Consider the following 20,756-nt stretch of genomic DNA (forward strand, 5'->3'; position numbering starts at 1 on the left):
ACGAAAGGGGGCGGAACTACCATGACCGGCAAGCTTCGCCTTCCTTCGCTGAATGCGCTTCGCGTCTTCCACGCCGTGGCGCAGCACAAGAGCTTCCGGCAGGCGGCTGACGAGCTCCTGGTCACGCCGCAGGCGGTCGGGCAGCAGATCAAGCTCCTGGAAGACACGCTTCAAGTGACGCTGTTCGAGCGCAAGGGCCGGTCGATCGAACTGACCGAGTCGGCGATCCTGCTCTCGCACTACGTCAAGGCCGGCTTCGACGAGTTTTCCGAGGGCGTGCGCCGCGTCACCAAGTCGAACTACCGCGACCGCATCAACCTCAATGCGAGCCCGTATTTCGCCACGCATTACCTGCTGCCGAGGCTTTCGCTGTTCCGCGAAATGCTGCCGGGAGCGGACCTGCGCCTGACCACAATGGTCGACCTGCCCGACTTCGGTCGCGACGACATCGATATGACTGTGCAGTGGGGCTACGGCAACTGGCCCGACTACGAGGTCACGCTGCTGGTGCCGGACCCGAAGATCATCTGCTGCACGCCGGCGATCGGCGAGAAGATCAACTCGGCGCGTGATCTGACGAAGTTCACGCTGCTCGACACGGTCAAGTCGAAGCGCCTGTGGCCGGACATATTGCGGCACCTCGGCGTGGAGCTGACCGACGGCGACCGCAGCATCAGCTTCGACGACGCGGCGACCATGCGCCGGGCGACCTTGCAAGGCATCGGCGTCGGCCTGGTCTCCGTCATCGACGCCGAGGAGGATTTCCGCTCCGGCGCGCTGGTCGCGCCGATCGGCCGCGACGCCATCGCCGATATGAAACCGGAGGAAGTCCCCGGCTTCTATCTCGTCGTCCCGCGCGGGCACCTGCGCGTCAAGGCGGTGGCCGCGCTCCATCGATGGCTGGCCCAGGAAGATTGGCGCAGCGACCTCAAGCTCTCCTTGCCGAAACCGACCCCGCTTTCCGACTGACAGGCGGGCTTCGAGACCGGGCTCCGACAACCGCTTGCGGGGCTCCAACAACAAGAAACGGAACAACCTCAACAGTGCGAGCGCACGCGACAATTCCTGTCGCAGGTCCTGGGTCATTGAGCCGGACGCCCCAACTGTCTATTACGCGGCTCATCCGATATCTCAGGTACCCAGATGGCTGATCTCGTTATCGCATTGCAGGCAATCCTCGGACCGAAAGGCTGGCTTTCGGGCGCTGATGCCGAGCCCTACCGCCGCGATTGGCTCGACCGCTACGGCGTAGCGCCTCTTGGCGTTGCCCGGCCTGCCAGCACCGCTGAGGTGGCGGCAGTCGTAAACATATGCAGGGAGGCGGGCGTAGTGGTGATCCCGCAAGGCGGGAACACGGGCCTGTGCGGCGGCGCCGTCGCCGATCAGGCGAACGCGGTGATCGTCTCGCTTTCGCGCATGACGGCGATCGGCGAACCGGACCTGGACAGCGGCTCGATTATCGTCGACGCAGGCGTCGTGCTTGCCGCGCTGCACGAGACGCTGGAACCGCATGGGCTGATGTTTCCGATGCATCTCGGCGCCGAAGGCAGCGCCAGGATCGGCGGCCTGATCGGCACCAATGCCGGCGGCAGCCAGGCGTTTCGCTTCGGCATGATGCAGGATCTGGTGCTCGGCCTCGAAGTCGTGCTGCCGGACGGCACGGTGTGGGACGGTCTTCGCGCGGTGCAGAAGGACAATGCCGGCTATCAGCTGCGCAAGCTGTTCTGCGGTTCGGAAGGCACGCTCGGCATCGTGACGCGCGCGGTGCTGAGGCTCTATCCCACGCCAAAGCAGCAGGCGAGCGCGCTTTTGGTGATGTCCGATTTCGCCGCCGCCGTGTCCTTCGGCGCCTTCCTGCGCGGCGAGGCCGGAGAATTCCTCGCCAGCCTCGAGTTCTTTTCGGATGTCGGCCTGACGCTCGCGCTCAAGCATCTGCCGGATCTTGCCTATCAGCTGGAGACAAGGGGCGACGTCTATCTGCTCGTCGAGATAGCGTCGGGCTCGACGCGCGTCCCTCTCGACGAGATCCTGTCTTCGGCGCTGGAATGGGGCATGGAGCAAGGCATGGTCGTTGACGGCGCGCTGGCCAATTCGGGCGCGCAACGGGCGCAGTTCTGGCGCCTGCGCGAAGAACAGCCGGAGGGCCAGCGGCTGGAGGGCGAGCAGCTCAAGCACGACATCTCCGTGCCGCCGGGCGCGATCGCGCGCTTCATCGAGGCCGGCGCGAAATTATGCCACGACATTCTTCCGGGCGTGCGGATCAACCCGTTTGGCCATCTCGGTGACGGCAACATCCACTACAATCTGTCGCCGCCGGAAGGCCACGCCGATTTCGACGGCAAGGGCGCGGCGTTCGCCGAGGCGCTGGCTGCTTTGGCCACTGGCATGGGCGGCAGCTTTGCCGCCGAGCACGGGCTCGGCCGCGCCAAGATCGCCATGGCCGACCGTAACCGCAGCTCAACCGAGCGGGCCCTCATGGCCCGGCTCAAACGCGCATTCGATCCGCAAGGGACGATGAACCCCGGTGTCTTGGTCCGGACTCCATAGCAAAGAAAAACTTTCCTATCGATCGCATTTCTTGATTTCGCGCCGGCCCGCCGCGGTGCAGGTATAGTTTCAAGGGCAGGCCCGGTCCGTTTGCCGCCAGCTTTAGAGCATGATCCCGAAAAGTGGGGACCGGTTTTCGGAGAAGACCATGCTCCAACAAAGAGTTGGATCAGGATGGCGAAACGTCATCCTGATCCAGGAGGATGCCGAAGCATGGTCCGCAATGGCGGTCGCCTTCTTGTCGAGTGCCTCATTGCCTTGGGTGTCACCAAGAGCTTCGGCGTTCCCGGCGAGAGCTATCTCGCCGTCCTCGACGCGCTGCATGACACGCATGGCAAGCTCGACTATGTGCTTTGCCGCAACGAAGGCGGCGCGGCTTTCATGGCCTCGGCCTATGGCAAGCTCACCGGCTCGCCGGGCATCTGCTTCGTGACCCGCGGCCCGGGCGTGACCAATGCCAGCATCGGTGTGCATACCGCGATGCAGGACTCTTCGCCGATGATCCTGTTCGTCGGCCAGGTCGGCACCGACATGAAGGGCCGCGAAGCCTTCCAGGAGATCGACTACCGGGCGGTCTACGGGACCGTCGCAAAATGGGCGGTCGAGATCGACGACGTCGCGCGCCTTCCCGAGATCGTGGCGCGCGCCTGGACCACCGCCTTGACCGGCCGGCCCGGCCCCGTCGTCGTCGCACTGCCCGAAGACATGCTGACGACCATGACCGAGGCCGCGCCGCTCAGCGGCCCTGCTTCGATTTTCGAAGCCGCTCCGTCGCAGGATGCCATTGCGTCGGCGCTGAATATGCTGGCCGCGGCCGAGAAGCCGGTGCTGCTGATGGGTGGGGCCAACTGGACGGCGGATGGACGCGCCGCGCTCCAGGCCTTCGCCGAGGCTTCAGACATCCCCGTCATTGCCGCCTTCCGCTACCAGGACCAGTTCGACAATCATTCGCCGGTCTTCGTCGGCGAAGCGGGCGTCGGCATGGTGGCGCATGTCAAGACGCTGATCCGCGATGCGGACGTGATCCTGGCCGTCAATGTCCGCTTCGGCGAGATGACGACGGACGGCTACACGTTGCTCGACGTTCCGGTGCCGCGCCAAAAGCTGATCCATGTCCATGGCTCCGACCGCGAGATTGGCAAGATCTACGTGCCCGCGATCGGCATCCATGCCGGCCCGAATGCCTTCGCCAAGGCCCTGTCCCCGGTAAAGGGTGGCTGGGCCGACTGGCGCGCGGCGGCGCGCAAGGCCTATGAAGGCACGTTCGCGGCGCCCGTCCAGCCCGGTCCCGTCGACATGGTCGCGGTCACTGCCTGGCTGCGCGAGACCTTGCCGGCCGACATCATCCTCACCAACGGCGCCGGCAATTTCACCGTGTGGCCGAACAAGTTCTTCAAGTTCGGGCCGAAGGCGCGGCTGCTTGCCCCGCAATCCGGCGCGATGGGCTACGGCCTGCCGGCGGCAGTTGCCGCGAAGGTTGCCTATCCGAACCGCACGGTGGTCTGCTTTGCCGGCGACGGCGACTTCCAGATGAATTGCCAGGAGCTCGGCACCGCCATGCAGGCCGGCGCGCAGCCGATCGTGCTCATCATCAACAACGGCATCTACGGCACGATCCGCGCGCATCAGGAGCGCAACTATCCGGCCCGCGTCTCCGGCACCTCGCTGGAAAACCCCGACTTCGTGGCGCTGGCGAAGGCCTATGGCTTTCACGCCGAGCGCGTCGAAACCACTGGGGATTTCGCGGCGGCGTTCGAACGGGCGCTGCAGTCGGCGACCGGTGCCGTGCTTGACATCGCCATCTCGCCCGAAGCGCTGACGCCCCGGCAGACCCTCTCCCAGATGCGCGACGCCGCGCTCGCTTCGCAGAAGGCCAAGGCATGACCTCCAGATCAGACGACATCCGTCTCGGCGCGGACATCGGCGGCACCTTCACCGACATCGCGCTCGATGTCAGGGGAACGATGTTCTCGACCAAGGTGCTGACCAATTATGCCGCGCCCGAGCAGGCGATCCTCGACGGCATCGACGTGGTCATCCGCGATGCCGGAATTTCGACGGCCGAGATCGGCATCATCATTCATGGCACGACGCTCGCCACCAACGCGCTGATCGAGCGGCGCGGCGCCAGGACCGCGCTGGTCACGACGGAAGGTTTTCGCGATGTGATCGAGATGCGGACGGAGAACCGCTTCGAGCAATATGATTTGAACCTGCAGCTGCCGACGCCGCTGATCCCGCGCGAGGACCGCTTCACGGTCAAGGGCCGCATCGGCGCCGAGGGGCAGGAACTGCAGCCGCTCGACGAGACCGCGCTCGAGGAGATCGCCGATCGCATCGCTGCCGGCAATTTCGGCTCGGTGGCGATCGGCTTCATCCATGCCTACGCCAACCCCGACCACGAGCGCCGCGCCCGCCAGATCCTCGCTCACAAACTCACCATACCGATATCGATCAGCGCCGAGGTCTCGCCGCAAATGCGCGAGTTCGAGCGCTTCAACACGGTCTGCGCCAACGCCTATGTTCGGCCGCAGATGGCCGACTATCTCGCCCGCCTGCAGACGCGGCTGAAGGATATGGGCGCCGACTGCCCGGTCTTCATGATCCATTCCGGCGGTGGCCTGATCTCGGTGGAAACCGCTTCGGAATTCCCTGTACGGCTGGTCGAGTCCGGCCCTGCTGGCGGCGCCATCTTCGCCGCCGACATCGCCCGACGCTTCGGGCTCGAAAAGGTCGTCTCCTACGACATGGGCGGAACCACCGCAAAAATCTGCCTGATCGAGGACTATGCGCCGCGCACGGCGCGGACCTTCGAGGTCGCGCGCACCTATCGCTTCTCGAAGGGCTCGGGCATGCCGATCTCCATTCCGGTGATCGAGATGATCGAGATCGGCGCCGGCGGCGGCTCTATCGCCTGGGTCGACGCCATGGGCCGCATCCAGACCGGGCCGGAAAGCGCGGGCTCGGAACCCGGCCCTGCCTGCTACGGCCGCGGCGGCAAGCGCCCGGCGATCACCGACGCCGACCTGGTGCTCGGCAAGCTCGATCCCGACAATTTCGCCGGCGGTGCGATCAAGCTCGACACGGCGGCGTCCGAACAGGCGATCCTGCGCGATGTCGGCGAGCGCCTGTCGCTGAACGCCATGGCGACGGCCTTCGGCATCTGCGAGGTGGTCGACGAGAACATGGCCAATGCCGCGCGCGTCCACGCCGTGGAGAACGGCAAGAACATTTCCGACAATCTGATGATCGCCTTTGGCGGCGCGGCCCCCCTCCACGCCGCGAGGCTCTGCGAAAAGCTCGGCATCGACCAGTGCATCGTACCGCGCGGCGCCGGCGTCGGGTCGGCGATCGGCTTCCTCAAGGCGCCGTTCGGCTACGAGGCGCTGGCCTCGAAGCTGACGCGCCTGTCCCGCTTCAAGGCGGCCGACGTGAATGCCCTGCTCGCCGACCTCAAAGCCTCCGCCGAGGGCTTCGTGCGCACCGGCGCCAGCGGAAAAATCGTCTGCGAGATCACGGCCTTCATGCGCTATGCCGGCCAAGGCTGGGAAATCCCCGTGCCGCTGGCGGACGAGCCGTTCGGCGACGATGCCGTGGCAAAGCTCAAGGACCTGTTCGAGACGAACTACCAGCGCTTCTTCGGCCGCGCCATCGAAGGCCTCGACGGGCTGGAGATCGAGATCGTCACCTGGTCGGTCAAGGCCACCGACGTTCGGCCTGCCGTAGCGAGGCATGAATTGACCAAAGGCAAGAAGACAACCGAGCCGGCAACGACGCGCGAGATCTTCGACCCGGTCAGCGGCGCCTCGCGAACTTATGGCATCGTCGAGCGCGACACGCTCTGCGCCGGCGACGGCGTGGCGGGGCCTGCCGTCATCGTCGAGCGCGAGACGTCCACCGTCGTCACCACCAGCTTCGACGCCGTCATCCAGAGCGAGGGCGCGATCCTCCTGATCCGCAAAGGCAGCCAGGCATGAGCGATATTGGCGAAATCCGCATGCAGGTCATGTGGAACCGGTTGATCTCGGTGGTCGAGGAGCAGGCGCTGACCTTGCTGCGCACTGCCTTCTCGACCTCTGTGCGCGAATCCGGCGACCTGTCGGCTGGCGTGTTCGACCCGCGCGGCCAGATGCTGGCGCAGGCGGTGACCGGCACACCCGGCCACGTCAACACCATGGCCGAAGCCGTGCTGCATTTCATGAACGCAATACCGCGCGAGGAGATGTTCGAAGGCGACACCTATGTCACCAACGACCCTTGGCTCGGCACCGGCCACCTGCATGACATCACCATGGTGTCGCCGTCCTTCCTCAACGGCGAGCTCGTCGCCTTCTTCGCCTGCACGGCGCATGTCGTCGATGTCGGCGGGCGCGGTTTCGGCGCCGACGGCAAGTCGGTCTATGAGGAAGGCATCCAGATCCCCATCATGAAATTCGCGGAAAAGGGCAAGGTCAACCTCGACCTCGTCCGCATCCTGCGCGCCAATGTCCGCGAGCCGAACCAGGTCGTCGGCGACTTCTATTCTCTGGCCGCCTGCAACGAGGTCGGCCACCGTCGCCTGACCGACATGATGAAGGAGATTGGCCTGACTTCGCTAGACGGGCTCGGCGACTTCATCTTCTCGCGCACCCGCGACGCCATGCTGGAACGCATCGAGGCGCTGCCGAAGGGAAGCTGGTCGAATGAGCTGGTGACCGACGGCTATGACGAGCCGGTCAAGCTTGCAGCCACGGTCTCGGTACGCGATGACCATGTCGAGGTCGATTTCACCGGCACCGATCCGATGAGCCGCTGGGGCATCAACTGCCCGATCATCTACAGCAAGGCCTATGCCTGCTATGCGCTGAAATGCATGGTGGCGCCCGACATTCCCAACAATGCCGCCTCGCTCGCCTTCTTCACCGTGTCCTCACCGATCAACATCCTGAATGCGGTGCGGCCGGCGCCGGTGGCGCTCAGGCATATTTTCGGCCACATGGTTCCCGACCTCGTGCTGGGCGCCTTCGCCAAGGCGTTGCCCGGAAAGATTCTCGCCGAAGGCGCCGGCGCGCTCTGGAACATCCATATTTCGGCGCGTCCTGTCGCCGGCGAATCCGGACGTCGCGCCGAGGTGCTGATGTTCAACTCCGGCGGCATGGGCGCCCGCCCCGAGCTCGACGGCCTCTCGGCGACGGCCTTCCCATCCGGCGTCCACACCATGCCGATCGAGGCGACCGAGCATACCGGCCCGATCGTCATCTGGCGCAAGGAGCTGCGGCCCAATTCCGGCGGCGACGGGGAATTCCGCGGCGGCCTGGGACAGATCATCGAGATCGCCGCGACCGACGGCCACGAATTCGACTTTTCGGCCATGTTCGATCGCGTCAATCATCCGGCCCATGGCCGCGAGGGCGGCGGGCCAGGCGTTGCCGGCGTCGTCAAGCTCGACGACGGCACGAAGATGCGCCCCAAGGGCTGGCAGCATGTGCCGGCGGGACGCCGGCTGATCCTGGAACTGCCGGGCGGCGGCGGCTATGGCGATCCGGCCGAACGCAACGCGGCCGCGCGAGCCAATGACCGATCCAAGGGCTACATCACGGAGAACGACTGATGAGCTACATTGCCTCGCGCCTCTCGGTGGTGAAGCCCTCGGCATCGATGGCGGCCTCGCAAGCCGCCAAGGCATTGCGCGCCAAAGGCGTGGACGTGATCGATCTCGGCCTGGGCGAGCCCGATTTCCCGACACCGCATCATATCATCGATGCCGCTCATTTCGCCGCCAAGGCCGGCCAGACGCTCTACACGGCTGCGGCCGGCACGGCCGAAGTGCGCGAAGCCATCGCGGGAAAATTCCGGCGCGAGAACGGGCTGGACTACACGGCCGACGACGTCGTCGTCGCCAACGGCGCCAAGCAGATCATCTTCAACGCGCTGATGGCGACGCTCGAGGCCGGCGACGAGGCAATCCTGCCAGCGCCCTACTTCGTGTCCTACCCTGAAATGGTGAAGCTTCTCGGCGGAACGCCGGTCGTCGTGGAATGCCCTGAGACCACCGGCTTCCGGCTGACGCCGGCGCTACTGGAAAAGGCGATCACGCCGAGGACGAAGTGGCTGTTCCTCAATATGCCGGGCAACCCGTCCGGCGCCGTTTATTCTCAGTCCGATCTCAAGGCGCTGGGCGCGGTGCTGGCGAAGCATCCGCAGGTGCTCATCCTGTCCGACGAGATCTACGAGCACATCCTGTTCGACGGACGCGCGTTCGTTTCCTTCGGCAAGGCGTGCCCCGAGCTCAAGGACCGCACGCTGATCGTCAACGGCGTCTCGAAATCCTATGCGATGACCGGCTGGCGCGTCGGCTATGCAGCCGGGCCCGCGCCGCTGGTCAAGGCGATGTCGACGATCCAGAGCCAGTCCTGCACTTCCGTGTGCTCGATCGCTCAAGCCGCGACGGTCGCCGCGCTCAACGGCCCGCAGGATGAGGTCGCGCGCTTCCGCCAGGCGTTCGAGAGGCGCCGCGATCTTGTCGTGGACGGCATCCGCAAGATCAACGGGCTCACGCTCTCGCCGCCGGAAGGCGCCTTCTATGCCTATATCGGCTGCGCCAGCGTGATCGGCCGCAAGACACCCAAGGGCGTCGTGCTGGAGGACGACGCGGCCGTGGCGAATTACCTTCTGAACGAAGGCCGGGTGGCGTCGGTGCCCGGCGTCGCCTATGGACTATCACCCTATTTCCGCATCTCGACCGCGACCAGCGAAGAGGTGCTGACCGAGGCGATCGCGCGGATCAATGCCGCCGTCGCGCAAGTGGAGTAAGTGATGCCGCAGTACGAACGTATCCTGATCACGGGCGCCGCCGGCCGGCTCGGCTCGCAGCTGCGCAAAGGGCTGGCGCCGCTGGCCAAGACGATTCGCCTGGCTGGACGCGAACCGTTCGGCGATCTAGCGCCGCACGAAGAGGAAGCGGTGTTCGATCTCGCCGACATGGAAGCCACGATCGCGGCCACCAAGGACTGCGACGCGATCGTGCATTTCGGCGGCGCGCCGCTCGAATGCGAATGGCAGACCATCCTCGATTCCAGTATCCGCGGCTCCTACCACATCTATGAAGGCGCCCGGAAACACGGCGTGAAGCGCGTCATCTACGCCTCCTCGGTGCATGCCATCGGCTATCACGAGATCGAGGCGCATATCGGCGTCGACGCGCCAGTGCGCCCCGACAGCCTCTATGGCGTGTCGAAGAATTTCGTCGAGAGCCTCAGCCGGCTCTACTGGGACAAGTTCGGCATCGAGACGGTGTGCCTGCGCATCTTCTCGTCCTTCCCGGAACCCGCCGATCGCCGCATGCTGTGGTCCTATCTTTCCTTCGCCGACTGCGTGCGCCTGGTCGAGGCCTCGCTGACCGCGCCGCGTGTCGGCCACACGATCTCCTTCGGCATTTCCAACAACAAGCTGAAGATGGTCGACAACAGCGGCGCGGACCATCTGGGATTCATCCCGCAGGACAGCGCCGAGCCATTTCGCGCCGCGGTCGAGGCCAAGACCCCTGTTCCCGATCCGAACAAGCCCTCGGTGAAATATCTCGGCGGCTGGTTCTGCGAGCTTGGCCACCCCGACGACAAGCCCGCCTGAACATCTCGTCTGAGCGGAACCGCGTCACGAAAGCAAAACGCCGGCAACTCGTTGAGTTGCCGGCGTTTTCAATGGAAGCTGGTTTTGGGGAGCGGCACTGGTTTTTGTCTTGTGGGGCCGGCGCCGGCTTGGCCTCTCAGGGCTGGCTACGAGAACGCCGGCGCGCGGCGGGGGTTATATTTGGTTTTAGGGACAGGATTGGCTTTTTGTCGCACGGCGTCGGCTTGCCCTCCTTGCGGGCCGCTGATGCAGGATAAAATCGCCGGCCCTGGGAGCACAAAGCAAAACGGCCCGCGCGAGGCGGGCCGTTTTTGAAGTTTGGTTGCGGGGACCGGATTTCGATCTGCTGCCCTCGCTTGCGAAGTCCTTTCAACAGACGAACTCGGTTGCAGCGCTGTATTGGCGGTAGCCCTCTCCCGCTACCATCGTTCCTAACATTCTGTCGTTCTCCTTTTGGGTCAAAGGAAAACCCCTGTAGGGCAACCCGCTTTTGTCATCATGCCGCCGCCTCTGTCGAGGCAGCGGCATTCGTCCAAGTGCAGTCAATCTTTCACCCGCGATCCAAATGGCGCATTTCTGCAACATCGATTCCGTGCGTGTCGAACCACCAATCTGGACTTTTGTCGCCATGCCGATCACGAAGCCGTAGGTACTTGGCGCGAAACCCCTTCTGGCGTGCAATTTCTTCCTCAAAGAAGGGGTGCTCCAGCATGCCGCCCATCACGTAAATGCGGCGAAGCAGCTTTCGCAGAACGTATCCCTGCTCCTTGTTGCCAGGCCGATATCCGCTTTCGATCACTTTCATCGCTGTATCGCGCAACGTGGTGAGGGCGTTGTCTGCCGGGATGCCGTTGACGATCATGTCGAGGCGCTCAAGGCCGAAGCCGGCGTCGATGCAGGTCCCGAGCGGATTGACGATGTTTCCGATCTCGACCACACCCTTGTGGAACTCCGTGCAGTATCCACTGATACTGCCATCGCTCCACGTGCATTCCGAATCCGGGATAATCGGCACGCGCCCGCGATAGAGCGGGCTCCATTCGGTCAGTCGGTCCGGATGAATGGTCACGTGATCTGGAACCAGCCCGAGCGTTTCCAGAAACTCGAGCCAGAAATCTATTGCTTCGCCGACGGTCATCTCCCTGAAGGAGAAAAGGCCGAGCATGTTGAAATGGAGAAAGTGGGTTCCGTCTCCGATCTCGTCGAGGTCGCCCATGCGCAAGCAAGCCTGGCTGTTGGCGACGGTTCCAATGTAGGAGGGATCCGAGAAGAACGATTTGTACTGCTGCATTCCAGCGCTGCAGAAAAGCGTGGTTTCGTCGTGCGGCTGTACGGATTCAAAACGTGTGAAATTGATGCCCTTTGAAAGGCAGAAGTCTTGATATCGCCGGATCAGGCGTCCCGCGGTGACATAGGCAACCTCCTTAGCTGTTCGTGTGCCTTCTGGAAAAATAGCAACGCCTATCTCGATCAGCAAGCCGAGGGACAGCGCCTTCCCTGACCTAATCCTCGGATAAGCTGGGCGGCCGTTCTGACATCGCCCTGATCTTCATATCAATCCTGCTGCAACGGGCTGCCAGATCCGCCAAGGTCAACCCTTGGGCTGAAGCCCCGATATGGCCGCAATGGTACGATCGCCACCGCTTCCTGCATCCCTGCCGCAAATGCAGGCAGCCCGCTGAAGGCTGCGGTCACGTCCTCGCTCGAGGGGGGCTTCCGTGAGAAGACATGGGCCGCCGATGTCACCGCGAGGCCAGATCTGACGACCAAGCCGTCCATGTATAGCCGGCGCACTGCTTCCGCCTCTGCCTCAAGCCGCTTCGGGGTGTATTCGCCTTGGTGGAAAGCCTCGGTTCGGCGGCGGGTCAGGACTATGAATTGCATGCTTATCTCCTTCCTTTCTTCTTCTCTATTTGCTGGCACAACAGGTTGGAAAAACAACCGCGCCGCTCTCGCAGAGCTGGTGCCGATTACCTCCATGGAGCGAACGCTTAAGGGCGAAGCGCTTGCGGTTCATCCGCATCATCGACGGCGCCATTGAGTATGTCCTTCACATGGACCAGCGCATTTCGAACCGCGGCCCCTCCGGCGTAGAAAGTAAGTTGCAGGATCGCTTCGACGATTTCCTCGCGCGTTGCGCCCGCCCTGAGCGCGGCTTGAGTATGCGCCCGCAATTGCGTGACGGTGTGCCCCAGTGTGACGCACGAAGCGATCACCACGAGTTCACGGGTGACGTAACCGAGACCGGGGCGGGTGGTGATGCCGCCAATGGCCCATTCTATAGACATGTCCGTGAAGTCCGGACAAAGGTCTTCCATGTCGCGCACAAGAGCCTCGCCGGCTCCGGCTCCGAACAGCCGCTCGAAATAAGCCAGCCCGCGCTGGCGTAGTTCGGGGTTGGAAATCATGGCTGGTCTCCTTTTTCATTCGAAGAGAAAGTTGGGCAATGATCGCTCACTCGGTCCAGGCCGATCTTCATGTACGACTTGGCGCGGGCTGTTTTCACCGTCGCTGCGTATCTCACATCGACAGGACGATCGTGGCGCTGCATGTGCAACCCGTTGAGCGGGCGTCGGAACACGTCTCCCCGGCTGCATGGAGAACCGATCGGAAGCCGATGGCGAGACGATCCCAGAGATTGGTCGTGCCGACGAGCAAGGTCAGCTTGGCGAGTTCGTCGCGATCGAATTGTTCCCGGGCTTGCTGGTGGATGGCATCGGTCACGTGCGTCGTGGACAGCGCGGTCAGAGCCTCCGTCCAGGCGAGCGCGGCGCATTCGCGCGCGCTGAATGGCATTGCCGGATCACGCCAGGCGTGGAGCACGCGAAGCCGCTCTTCCGTCTCGCCATGCAAGCGGGCGTTGCGTATGTGCGAATGGATGCGGCAGGCACAGCCGTTGATCTGGGAGGCACGCATCTTCACCAGCACAATCAGGCTCTGTTCGAAGCCGCAATTCTTGACCGCCTCTTCCAGGGCCCGGATCGCATTCACAGCATCGAAAGCGCTCTCCGCCGTCTGGAAGTCAAATCCCTGTTGCATGATTCTCATCCTCCTCCCGTCGCCGGGTCGTCGGCACTCAATGCCGGTTTTCGACATCTCAGTGACCGCCGCCACCCTCGGTCTTGCCCGGTTTCCGAAGCATCAGGCTGGCGCCGAGTGCTGCCACCAGGGCTGCCCCAAGCAGGTAGAACGTGTCGCTGAACGCCATGATATAGGCCTGCTTCTGCACAACTCTTGCGATGGCGACGATGGCCTGGTGGGTCGCAGCGGCGCGATCGCTGATGCCATGGACCAGGAAATATCCAGTCAAACGGTCGATGCGCGCGCGGATGCTTTGCTCGAACAGCGACACCGACTGAACCAGCACGTTCGAGTGGAATTGCTCGCGTTTCGTCAGAAACGTCTGGAGCATGGCTATGCCGGCGGCGCCGCCGAGATTTCGGATCATGTTGAAGAGCGCTGAGGCGGAGCCTGCATTCTCCTGCTCGATCCCGGCAGTAGCGATAGCGGAAAGCGGCACCATGACGAGGGCCTGACCAAAGGCCCTCACGGTGTTCGGCCAGAAAAGCTGGTCGGACGCGTAGGTCGCCGTCATCTCGATGTTCATGAAGTTGCTCGCCGCAAACAGCGCAAAGCCGATGGCGACGATCATGCGCAGGTCAAAACGCTGCATCAGGCGGGGCACCAGAGGGATCAGCACCAATTGGGGCAAACCCGTCCAGGCCAGCACCATGCCGATCTGCTCGGCATTATAGCCCTGGATGCGCGCAAGGTAGACGGGGAGGATGAACACCGCGCCGTAAAGCGCTATTCCCAGCAGGAAGCTGGCCAGAATGGCGAAACCGAAATTCCAACGCGCGAGCAGCTTGAGGTTGAGCAAGGGCCTTTTGCTTCTCAGCTCGATCCACAGAAAGAGCGAAAGACTGACGGCGGCGATCAGCGACAGCCGCACGATGAAAGGTGAGCCGAACCAGTCGTCCTTGTTTCCTTCCTCAAGCACGGTCTGCAACGCCCCGAGCCCGATCGCCATTGTGGTGATCCCCGCCCAGTCACCCTGACGCAGCAGCGAGAGTTGCATTGGCGTCCTTTCGAGGGACCCCCACAGCATGGCGACCATAAGCGCGCCGGGAACGAGATTGACGTAGAAGATGTACTGCCAACCCCAGTTCTCGGTGAGATAACCCCCGATCGTCGGTCCGATCGCCGGAGCAAAGGTCGCCGACAACGCAAACAGCGCGAACCCGATTGGCTGCTTCGCCTTGGGCAGGAGAGTTATGGTGATTGTGAAGGCAACCGGGATCAGGACGCCCCCGCAAAAGCCCTGAAAGGCTCGCAGGACGATCATTTCCTGCAGATTTTGCGCGAAGGCGCAGGCGACCGAAAAAGCAAGGAACAAGATCGCATTGGCCAGAAGGTAGATACGGATCGAGTAGACCTGCGACAGCCAGCCGGTGAGCGGAATGACGACGATTTCCGCCACGAGATAGGCAGTCGATATCCAGCCTCCATCGTCGATACCGGCGCCTATGGCGCCCTGAATGTCGGCCAGCGAAGCATTGACAATCTGGATATTAAGGACCGCCATGAAGGCTCCAAGCGTCGAGCCGATGACCGCGACCCAGGATTTGAGAGATGCCGACTGGCCCTCAAGCTGGGCCAGACTCGGCGTCTTCTCGCGTGCGGAGAGGGTGGTTAGAGTTGCAGGCACGGTCGGACTCCTTGATTCTAGGGAACCAACGGGCAAAGATGTTGGACGGCGGCCGGCGAGCGGACGGGAGGGAGGATCCGCTCAGCAGTGCCGATCATCGGCTGAGGATGATCCGGCGACCGCCGTCCAATTCGCGCTCTGCGGCGCGAAAGGCTGATTTCGTGTCGATAGTCGGTTCGACCGACATGCCGGCCCGTAGTAATCCGGCGAGCCCGCCGCCCTCGATCGCGATCTTCACTGGAATACGTTGGACTATCTTGGTGAAGTTGCCGGTGGCGTTGTCGGGGGGCAGCAGGGCGAATTCGAGCCCGCTTGCTGGCGAAAGGCTGTCAACATTCCCCCTGAGCGCTACACCGGGGAAGCCGTCGACTGCGAGTTCAACCGGCTGTCCGCTGCGCACATGGGCGAGTTGTGTCTCTTTGAAATTCGCCACGACATAGACCGCGTCCAGGGGGACCACGGCCATGAGTTGGGTTCCGGCCTGCACGTACTGGCCTACGCGAAGCGACCGAGCCCCGACTGTGCCGTCGACCGGCGCGGTGATTACGGTGTAAGAGAGGTTAAGCTGCGCCTGGCGCATCGCTGCGCGGCTGCGGTCCGCTTCTGCGTGTGCTTTGCCGCGCTCGGTCGCGAGCACGTCGATCGCCTTGCCGGCCGCAACCAGCGCGGCTTGATCGCGCCGCAACTGGGCTTCGTTCTCGCCCAGTGCAGCCATAGCCTCCTGCGCCCGCTGGCTGGTGCCATACCCGCTGCTCAGCAAGGTCTTGTACCGATCGTTCTCCTGTCGCGCGAAAGTGAGCTTCGCTTGCGTCGCGGCGACATTCGCCCTTTGCTGTTCTATCACCGAATTCTGCAGGGCAATTTGAGCGTCTAGATTGCGCAGCGCCGCCTCCGCCGCTTCGACGTTGGCCTGCGCCTGGTCTAGCGCGGCCCTGGCATCGCGATCGTCGATGCGGGCGAGGACCTGCCCTGCCCTGACGCGCGTGTTGTCCTCCACGAGCACCTCGGCGATATAGCCAGAGGTCTTTGGCGCCACGATCGTATAGTCCGCCTTGACATAAGCATCTCAGTCGATTCGAGGTACTGGCCAACCATCCAGTAGTCATAGCCATAGGATACCGCGGCGGTGAGGCCAGCCAACAGGCCCATCCCTATTGTAACTCGCTTGATGATCTGCAGGCGTGATCGCGGCGCTTCCCCTGCCTCGATCGGATACTCCAGGATGGCTGGATTGACGGTGACGTTCATCGCGATCTCCTTTTCGGCGGGAGCATGGCCGGTTCACCGGAGGAGTATGCGTTAACACTATGGGTGTGATAATCAGCGCACGAATGGAAGGATCATCCATTGACAAGGGACAATCGGCGCGATGGACAGACTCACAAGCTTGATCGTGTTTGGCCGTGTTGTGGAATGCGGCGGATTTTCCGCGGCAGCCCGACGCCTCAACATGTCAACGACGATGGTCAGCAACCACGTCCAGGCCCTGGAAAACCGGCTAGACGTTCGGCTTCTCAATCGCACGACCCGCAAGGTAAGTCTGACCGAGATCGGCCAAGCTTACTACCAGCGTTCCTCGCAGATCCTCGCCGACCTCGACGAGGCGGACCGCATCGCCAGGGCGCTCCAGGCAACGCCACAAGGCAAGCTTCGCCTTCATTCCAGCATGAGCGTCGTCCGTTTCCTGGCCCCGGTTATTTCAGAGTTCGTTGACCTTTATCCGACCGTTTCGGTCGATCTGACCGTCGGCGAAAGGATGGTCGACATGGTGGAGGAAGGGTTCGACCTAGCCATGCGTTCGCTGCCGCTTCCTGATTCGAGCCTGATTGTGCGGCGACTGACATCGTGGCGCAACATCGTCTGCGGCTCGCCTGCCTATTTCGAACGAAATGGGACGCCGCTTCATCCCGGTGACCTTGTGCGTCACAACTGCATGCGGCATGCCTCGTACCCATTCGGTGACGAGTGGCGTTTCGAAGGCCCGGACGGCGAGACCGCGTCTGTCCGGATCAGTGGCAACCTGCTCACCAACAGCCAGGAAACGCTCAGGCGCCTCGCAATTGACGGTCGCGGCCTGTTCATACCGCCGCCATTTCTCGTGGCCGACGACCTTAGTTCAGGGCGCCTCGTCCGGGTGCTGGAGAACTATTCAGGAGTCGAGTTTGCCATCAACGCGATCTATCCGCATCGTCATCATGTGTCGGCCAAGGTCAGAAGCTTCATCGATCTCCTGGCCGAGCGCTTTGCGGATCACCGCAGATGGATGGAGATGACCTACTGAAGCGTGGACGACGGAAAGGAACTCATAGGAATGGCCTCGCCAGCATTTCCGTGCCGAGGAGAAAGAGAATGATCAAAAACCAACGCCGAAAGAGTTGGGCGCTGATGCGCTTTCTGATCATCTGACCGGCCCACATGCCGGCAAGCGCCGGAATGATCGCAAGCCCGGATGCAACGAATTCGTCGATCCGGAAGGCACCCCGGCATGCCAGACCGGCGGCCAGGGCAATGGTGGAAATGGTGAAGGAAAGGCCAAGCGCCTGCACGAGTTCGTCCTTATCGAGATCGAGCGCGTGAAGGTAGGGCACGGCGGGGATGACCAGGACGCCGGTGCCTCCGGTAACCATGCCGGTCGCGACGCCGATGACAGGCGACAGCCAGGGTTCCAACCTCGCCGGTAGGCGAAGCTGACGAGAGACGAGGGTGTAACCGGCGTAGAGCGCAAGGGCTCCCCCCAGCGCGCTCGTCGTGACGGCGGCACTGCCGCTGGCCAGCATTGATGATCCGGCAATCGTTCCTGCGACCACCGCCAGCATCATCGGCCAGAGCCTGCGTAAAAGGACACCGATGCTTCGGCCCGCCAGAAGCTGCCAGACATTGGTCACGAACGAAGGAGCGATCAGCAGGTTGGCCGCGCTCAGCGGCGACGTTAGCGAACCGAGCACCGCCATGGAAACCGTCGGTAGTCCCATACCAGTGACACCCTTGACGGTGCCGGCGAGGAAGAAGGTCGCGGTTGTCGCGACGACGAGCAACGTGGAATGGTCCATGGCGTTGGCCTAAAGCATTTGGCGACAGACACAATGCGGATGATGCGCTGTCAGGCTTCGGCTGGTCCGAAGGCTGGCTATCGGATAGCCTCCCACCCGTGCGTTTCGATCTAACAGACCTTCGCCTGTTCCTGGCCGTCGTGGACGCGGCCAGCATTACTCAAGGCGCAGCGGACGTCGGGCTCTCGTTGTCCGCGGCCAGCGAGCGTCTGCGCGACATGGAAGCCGCTGGCCGGGTCAAGCTGCTTGAGCGCGGCCGCCGCGGCGTGTTGCCGACGCCAGCCGGTGAAGCGCTGGCACATCACGCCCGCCTCATTCAGCGTCAGATGGCGCAGATGCGCGGCGAACTCGGCAAGCACGCTAGCGCCTTGCGTTCGACCATCCGGCTTTGCGTGAACACGGCCGCCTTCACCGAATTTCTGCCGGAACGGCTGGCATCATGGATGGCCGCGCACCCCTCAATCGATATCGAACTTAAAGAACGACAGAGCTTCGAGATCGTGAGGGCCGTCGCGGCCGGGCTGGCCGAGATCGGCATCCTTTCGACCGCGGTCGACACCGCCAACCTGCAACTGCGTCCCTTCGCCATTGACCGCCTGGTAGTCGTGCTCTGGCGCGATCACGCTTTGGCAGCGCAGAAGCGCGTCGCCTTCGCCGATATCGTCGATCAGCACTTTGTTGGCTTGGCGGGCGGTGCGCTGCAGGATCACATCCATGCCCATGCGGCAAGGATGGGCGCTAGGCTGAAGACTCGGGTGCGCATGCGCACCTTCGAAGGCATCTGCCAGATGGCGGCGGCTGGCGTTGGTCTCGGCATCGTGCCCGAAACAGCAGCGCGCCGCTGCGCCAAGCCGGCAGGCATCGCGTTCGTTCCCCTTTCCGATGAATGGGCTAGACGGCGGCTGTCAGTCTGTGTGCGCAATGAAGAGGAATTGACGGCGCCCGCGCGGGATCTCCTAGAGCATCTGACAAAGCCGGTCGGCACCAAGAGAGGTCGCCTTGGGCAATAGCATCCTGGACCGATGTTGAACCAGCGCGACTGTCCGTGAGCACATTATCCGCTCACGGCGGATGATGTTTCCCAATCTGGGACGATTATCACGGGCCAGCCGAAGATCCATTCTTCTTGGCGAACGGGCGAGAACCTGTTCGTGAGGCAAGACCAGAACTCAATGTTAGGAGACTTCCATGAAAAAGATCGCTGTTTACACCGCCGCGCTTTTAGCCGTCAGCAGCAGCGCATTCGCCGAAAACCCGAATGTCGGCGGTTCTGACATCAACGCGATCGCCAAGGCGCAGGTCGACAACATTCACACCTCCTCGATACGTCACAGCGCGGGCTACGAACTGCTCAATCCAGGCGATAGCCCAGCCACGGGCCAGGACCAAGCGGCCGAGCGGCGTCGGGATCTTTTCGGCAACCACTGACCGCCACTGTCGGGCATTAGAAACTTCAAACCGGCGGGATCGTCCGTCGTTTTCGACACATTGGCTCGTGGCGGAAAGGAGAAATGTCATGGATGCAAACGCCAAAGTAGTCGCCTTCAGGCCGGCACGAACGAGCAACACACTGCGGCGAACCGAAGCGAAGGCAGGAGAAGCTCGGCCAATCCGGGATGGCGTGCCGAGTGCAAACGCTTCCACGCGATGTAAAGTCCAATTTCTGCGAATGCGGCTAACGCGCCTTGCGGCAATCGTCAGCTGGATCAAGGAGATACTGGAAAGACGGCGCAGCCATCGCACGCTGACGGAACTTACGGACTCCCAGCTTCAAGATATCGGCCTTACGCGCGTGGACATTGTCGACCGCAATGGAGGACAAGTTCACCTGCGCCTCGTCCCGGGCCGACAACAGATAGAAGCGCCAGCGTGGCGGCTCTCGTTCAACCTTCGCCACATCCAAAGGCAGGCGCATCGTCAACCGTCTTTTGCACGGACCGTCGCTCGTATTTCCGTGCCGCAGGTGAAGAGAAAGATGGCCATGCTGAAACACTCGAGCCCTCGCAACGAATTAAGAAGGCCTCCACCCCAACAGGAGACGACATTCATGCAGTACATGGTCTTGACACGTCGGCGAACAGAACGCTTCGACGACGCGCATTACACGCCCGAGAGACTGGAATCCGAAGCTGAAGGCGTTCGGCGGCTATACACGGCAGGCACCGTACGACAAATCTGGAATCGCGCCGATATGGGAGGCGCCTGTCTTGTCATGGAGGCCGAAGGGGTAGAAGAGGTTCGCTCGGTGCTCAACGCCCTTCCGTTGTTCCAAAGCGGCATGCAGGAGACGGTATCGATCGTGCCCCTACGACCGTATAGAGGTTTTGGGCCCCGCCAATAAGCGAAATCGCTGCACGTGTAGACATCATCTGGTAATCCGTTCGAACATCTGCCGGACAGCACTACCAAGCGGATGATGGACGCGGACGCGGGCGTGGAGAAATGACCGACCGCTCGTCGCCGGCGCCCATTATCGTAAGATCTGGCTCTTTGGCCCCGGCTGTTCATCAACGACGACGATTGCGTGCTCTCCCAAACGCAAAAAACCGCCCCGGTTAGACCGGGACGGTAATTGATTTATGATAAAATTGGTTGCGGGGACAGGATTTGAACCTGTGACCTTCAGGTTATGAGCCTGACGAGCTACCGGGCTGCTCCACCCCGCGTCACCTACGAGCAAGCGTTTGCTTGCGACTACGAGCAAGCGTCTGCTTGCGACTACGAGCAAGCGTTTGCTTGCGAGCTTAGAGGTAAGTTTGAGCTTACCGTATTCAAGAGGGCGCCAAATGAAAGGGCCGCTTGCGCGGCCCGGGATCCCGTTTGGCGGGCCTTATCGTAGAGAG

General features: G+C 62.6%; 17 protein-coding genes, 1 tRNA gene and 1 pseudogene. 11 read left to right on the forward strand and 8 right to left on the reverse strand.

Features of this window, described 5'->3' with window-relative positions; translation table 11 throughout:
- The first annotated feature begins 21 nt into the window (after positions 1-21).
- The 7 genes from AC0YKC_RS16085 to AC0YKC_RS16115 all read left to right on the forward strand — a co-directional run bounded on the left by AC0YKC_RS16085 (position 22) and on the right by AC0YKC_RS16115 (position 10,155).
- The gene (locus tag AC0YKC_RS16085; protein WP_488511739.1) at positions 22-969 is read left to right on the forward strand and encodes a LysR substrate-binding domain-containing protein; all 948 of its coding nucleotides are present in this window, start codon (positions 22-24) and stop codon (positions 967-969) included.
- Between the two features lie 174 nt (positions 970-1,143).
- The gene (locus tag AC0YKC_RS16090) at positions 1,144-2,547 is read left to right on the forward strand and encodes an FAD-binding oxidoreductase (RefSeq protein WP_488511740.1); all 1,404 of its coding nucleotides are present in this window, start codon (positions 1,144-1,146) and stop codon (positions 2,545-2,547) included.
- A gap of 213 nt (positions 2,548-2,760) precedes the next feature.
- Positions 2,761-4,431, forward strand: a complete 1,671-nt coding sequence (locus AC0YKC_RS16095; RefSeq protein WP_488511741.1) for a thiamine pyrophosphate-binding protein — start codon at positions 2,761-2,763, stop codon at positions 4,429-4,431.
- Positions 4,428-6,524 carry a hydantoinase/oxoprolinase family protein gene (locus AC0YKC_RS16100; RefSeq protein WP_488511742.1) on the forward strand — a complete coding sequence of 699 codons (2,097 nt, stop codon included), beginning with the start codon at positions 4,428-4,430 and terminating at the stop codon, positions 6,522-6,524. Before AC0YKC_RS16095 ends, AC0YKC_RS16100 begins: the two co-directional genes overlap by 4 nt.
- Positions 6,521-8,137, forward strand: coding sequence for a hydantoinase B/oxoprolinase family protein (locus AC0YKC_RS16105; RefSeq protein WP_488511743.1), 1,617 nt, complete (start codon positions 6,521-6,523; stop codon positions 8,135-8,137). Before AC0YKC_RS16100 ends, AC0YKC_RS16105 begins: the two co-directional genes overlap by 4 nt.
- Entirely contained in the window at positions 8,137-9,339 is a 1,203-nt protein-coding gene (locus AC0YKC_RS16110) for a pyridoxal phosphate-dependent aminotransferase (protein ID WP_488511744.1), read from the forward strand. Before AC0YKC_RS16105 ends, AC0YKC_RS16110 begins: the two co-directional genes overlap by 1 nt.
- A gap of 3 nt (positions 9,340-9,342) precedes the next feature.
- Complete coding sequence (locus AC0YKC_RS16115; protein ID WP_320297017.1) at positions 9,343-10,155, forward strand: NAD-dependent epimerase/dehydratase family protein; 813 nt, start codon at positions 9,343-9,345, stop codon at positions 10,153-10,155.
- 550 nt (positions 10,156-10,705) lie between these two features.
- On the opposite strand, the gene AC0YKC_RS16120 is transcribed toward AC0YKC_RS16115, so the two are convergent.
- The 6 genes and pseudogenes from AC0YKC_RS16120 to AC0YKC_RS16145 form a co-directional block, all read right to left on the reverse strand.
- The gene (locus tag AC0YKC_RS16120) at positions 10,706-11,632 is read right to left on the reverse strand and encodes an alanine--tRNA ligase-related protein (RefSeq protein ID WP_488511745.1); all 927 of its coding nucleotides are present in this window, start codon (positions 11,630-11,632) and stop codon (positions 10,706-10,708) included.
- A gap of 77 nt (positions 11,633-11,709) precedes the next feature.
- On the reverse strand, positions 11,710-12,039 hold the full coding sequence (locus AC0YKC_RS16125; RefSeq protein ID WP_488511746.1) for a hypothetical protein: 330 nt from the start codon (positions 12,037-12,039) through the stop codon (positions 11,710-11,712).
- A gap of 107 nt (positions 12,040-12,146) precedes the next feature.
- The gene (locus AC0YKC_RS16130) at positions 12,147-12,563 is read right to left on the reverse strand and encodes a carboxymuconolactone decarboxylase family protein (RefSeq protein WP_488511747.1); all 417 of its coding nucleotides are present in this window, start codon (positions 12,561-12,563) and stop codon (positions 12,147-12,149) included.
- Positions 12,564-12,675: 112 nt separating this feature from the next.
- Positions 12,676-13,251, reverse strand: a complete 576-nt coding sequence (locus AC0YKC_RS16135; protein WP_488511748.1) for a carboxymuconolactone decarboxylase family protein — start codon at positions 13,249-13,251, stop codon at positions 12,676-12,678.
- Between the two features lies 1 nt (position 13,252).
- Complete coding sequence (locus tag AC0YKC_RS16140) at positions 13,253-14,815, reverse strand: MDR family MFS transporter (RefSeq protein ID WP_488511756.1); 1,563 nt, start codon at positions 14,813-14,815, stop codon at positions 13,253-13,255.
- Positions 14,816-14,957: 142 nt separating this feature from the next.
- Positions 14,958-16,111 (reverse strand): annotated as a pseudogene (locus AC0YKC_RS16145) (HlyD family secretion protein).
- Positions 16,112-16,232: 121 nt separating this feature from the next.
- Here AC0YKC_RS16145 and AC0YKC_RS16150 point away from each other — a divergent pair.
- Positions 16,233-17,144 carry a LysR family transcriptional regulator gene (locus tag AC0YKC_RS16150; protein ID WP_488511749.1) on the forward strand — a complete coding sequence of 304 codons (912 nt, stop codon included), beginning with the start codon at positions 16,233-16,235 and terminating at the stop codon, positions 17,142-17,144.
- Positions 17,145-17,166: 22 nt separating this feature from the next.
- Here AC0YKC_RS16150 and AC0YKC_RS16155 read toward each other — a convergent pair whose 3' ends face one another.
- On the reverse strand, positions 17,167-17,913 hold the full coding sequence (locus AC0YKC_RS16155) for a sulfite exporter TauE/SafE family protein (RefSeq protein ID WP_488511750.1): 747 nt from the start codon (positions 17,911-17,913) through the stop codon (positions 17,167-17,169).
- A gap of 98 nt (positions 17,914-18,011) precedes the next feature.
- Between AC0YKC_RS16155 and AC0YKC_RS16160 the strand changes: the two genes are divergently transcribed.
- The 3 genes from AC0YKC_RS16160 to AC0YKC_RS16170 all read left to right on the forward strand — a co-directional run bounded on the left by AC0YKC_RS16160 (position 18,012) and on the right by AC0YKC_RS16170 (position 20,254).
- Positions 18,012-18,923, forward strand: a complete 912-nt coding sequence (locus tag AC0YKC_RS16160) for a LysR family transcriptional regulator (protein WP_488511751.1) — start codon at positions 18,012-18,014, stop codon at positions 18,921-18,923.
- Positions 18,924-19,101: 178 nt separating this feature from the next.
- Entirely contained in the window at positions 19,102-19,341 is a 240-nt protein-coding gene (locus AC0YKC_RS16165; protein WP_488511752.1) for a DUF680 domain-containing protein, read from the forward strand.
- 241 nt (positions 19,342-19,582) lie between these two features.
- Positions 19,583-20,254 (forward strand): muconolactone Delta-isomerase family protein, encoded by a 672-nt coding sequence (locus tag AC0YKC_RS16170; RefSeq protein ID WP_488511757.1) that lies wholly within the window; start codon positions 19,583-19,585, stop codon positions 20,252-20,254.
- A gap of 248 nt (positions 20,255-20,502) precedes the next feature.
- On the opposite strand, the gene AC0YKC_RS16175 is transcribed toward AC0YKC_RS16170, so the two are convergent.
- Positions 20,503-20,579, reverse strand: a tRNA-Met gene (locus AC0YKC_RS16175).
- Positions 20,580-20,756: the final 177 nt, after the last annotated feature.

Source organism: Mesorhizobium sp. CNPSo 4661 (assembly GCF_057784215.1).